Origin of the sequence: Brotocaccenecus cirricatena (assembly GCF_020687045.1) — a bacterium.
Lineage (GTDB): Bacteria > Bacillota > Clostridia > Oscillospirales > Oscillospiraceae > Vescimonas > Vescimonas cirricatena.
Window position 1 is genome coordinate 1 of the sequence record NZ_JAJEPW010000139.1, and the last position, 1,996, is coordinate 1,996.

Sequence of the window (1,996 nt, forward strand, 5' to 3'; positions counted from 1 at the left end):
TTCACGCTTAGATGCTTTCAGCGTTTATCTCGTCCGTACATAGCTACCCAGCTATGCCCTTGGCAGGACAACTGGTGCACCAGAGGTACGTCCATCCCGGTCCTCTCGTACTAAGGACAGCTCCCTTCAAATCTCTTACGCCCGCAACAGATAGGGACCGAACTGTCTCACGACGTTCTGAACCCAGCTCGCGTGCCGCTTTAATTGGCGAACAGCCAAACCCTTGGGACCGAATACAGCCCCAGGATGCGACGAGCCGACATCGAGGTGCCAAACCTCCCCGTCGCTGTGGACGCTTGGGGGAGATCAGCCTGTTATCCCCAGGGTAGCTTTTATCCGTTGAGCGATGGCATTTCCACTCACATACCACCGGATCACTAACTCCAACTTTCGTTACTGCTCGACCCGTCGGTCTCGCAGTTAGGCTCGTTTATGCGTTTACACTCAATGCACGATTTCCGTCCGTGCTGAACGAACCTTTGAGCGCCTCCGTTACTCTTTTGGAGGCGACCGCCCCAGTCAAACTGCCCGTCTAACAGTGTCCCCCGACCGGATTCACGGCCGCAGGTTAGGAAATCAGCAATACAAGAGTGGTATCCCACCGGTGACTCCACATGACCTGACGACCATGCTTCCTAGTCTCCCACCTATCCTGTACATGCATTACCGATTCCCAGTATTAAACTGCAGTAAAGCTCCATGGGGTCTTTCCGTCTAGTTGCGGGTAACTGGCATCTTCACCAGTACTACAATTTCGCCGGGCGGGCTGTCGAGACAGTGCCCAAATCATTACGCCATTCGTGCGGGTCAGAACTTACCTGACAAGGAATTTCGCTACCTTAGGACCGTTATAGTTACGGCCGCCGTTTACCGGGGCTTCAATTCAAACCTTCGATTGCTCTAAGCTCTCCTCTTAACCTTCCGGCACCGGGCAGGCGTCAGCTCATATACGTCATCTTTCGATTTAGCATAAACCTGTGTTTTTGGTAAACAGTTGCTTGGGCCTATTCACTGCGGCCCCTTTCGGGGCTCCCCTTCTTCCGAAGTTACGGGGTCAATTTGCCGAGTTCCTTAACAACCCTTCTCCCGTTGGCCTTAGGATTCTCTCCTCATCTACCTGTGTCGGTTTGCGGTACGGGCGCCTTAGTATTCATCAGAGCTTTTCTCGCCTTTCAGCATCGCGGACTTCCCTACTAAATTCAGTCCCTTTCGCCCAGCTCAACCAACGGCTGGGTTCCGCTATCTGCAAGTGTCCCTCTGACTTAAAGTTCGGCGGCTACGGAATCTTTACCGTATGTGCATCGACTACGCCTTGCGGCCTCGCCTTAGCTCCCGGCTTACCTTGGGCGGACGAACCTTCCCCAAGAAACCTTAGATTTTCGGCCATTATGATTCCCACATAATTCTCGCTACTCATTCCGGCATTCTCACTCGTGTACAGTCCACCGCTCCTTCCGATGCGACTTCACCCCGTACACGACGCTCCCCTACCACTGTCTTTTGACAATCCCAAGCTTCGGTTGCATGCTTAGCCCCGTTATATTTTCCGCGCAGAGTCACTCGACCAGTGAGCTATTACGCACTCTTTTAATGAGTGGCTGCTTCTAAGCCAACATCCTGGTTGTTTTCGCAATTCCACATCGTTTTCCACTTAGCATGCATTAGGGACCTTAGCTGTGGGTCTGGGCTGTTTCCCTTTTGACAATGAAACTTATCTCACACTGTCTGACTGCTATCCATCAATTAGCCGGCATTCTGAGTTTGATAGGGTTCAGTAAGCTTATCGCCCCCTAGCCCATTCAGTGCTTTACCTCCGGTAATCTAAGATAACGCTAGCCCTAAAGCTATTTCGGGGAGAACCAGCTATCTCCGAGTTCGATTGGAATTTCTCCGCTAACCACAAGTCATCGCCGGTCATTGCAACGAACGTGCGTTCGGCCCTCCATGAGATTTTACTCTCACTTCAGCCTGCTCATGGTTAGGTCACCCGGTTTCG

At 52.2% G+C, this 1,996-nt stretch carries 1 rRNA gene; it reads right to left on the reverse strand.

Annotation, left to right across the window (positions count from 1 at the left end):
* Positions 1 to 1,996 (reverse strand): 23S ribosomal RNA (locus tag LKD37_RS17410); the annotation flags it as partial.